The sequence below is a fragment of the Salmonella sp. K21076 genome, from assembly GCF_039650795.1.
In the GTDB taxonomy this organism is placed as follows: Bacteria; Pseudomonadota; Gammaproteobacteria; order Enterobacterales; family Enterobacteriaceae; genus Salmonella; species Salmonella enterica.
This window is the reverse complement of the sequence record NZ_JBCLYA010000016.1, coordinates 1-389: the sequence shown is the minus strand read 5'-3', so window position 1 is coordinate 389 and position 389 is coordinate 1. Positions and strand designations below refer to the sequence as shown.

At 48.6% G+C, this 389-nt stretch carries 1 rRNA gene; it reads left to right on the top strand.

Annotated elements, in window-relative coordinates:
- Positions 1-184: 184 nt before the first annotated feature.
- Positions 185-389, top strand: a 16S ribosomal RNA gene (locus AAYN39_RS06895); the annotation flags it as partial.

Sequence of the window (389 nt, the reverse complement as noted above, 5' to 3'; positions counted from 1 at the left end):
ACGCCACCTCGCGACGGTGAGCTGAAAGCCGCGTCGCACCTGCTCTTTAACAATTTATCAGACAATCTGTGTGGGCACTCGAAGATACGGATTCTTGACGTCGCAAGACGAAAAATGAATACCAAGTCTCAGGAGTGAACACGTAATTCATTACGAAGTTTAATTCTTTGAGCATCAAACTTTTAAATTGAAGAGTTTGATCATGGCTCAGATTGAACGCTGGCGGCAGGCCTAACACATGCAAGTCGAACGGTAACAGGAAGCAGCTTGCTGCTTTGCTGACGAGTGGCGGACGGGTGAGTAATGTCTGGGAAACTGCCTGATGGAGGGGGATAACTACTGGAAACGGTGGCTAATACCGCATAACGTCGCAAGACCAAAGAGGGGGA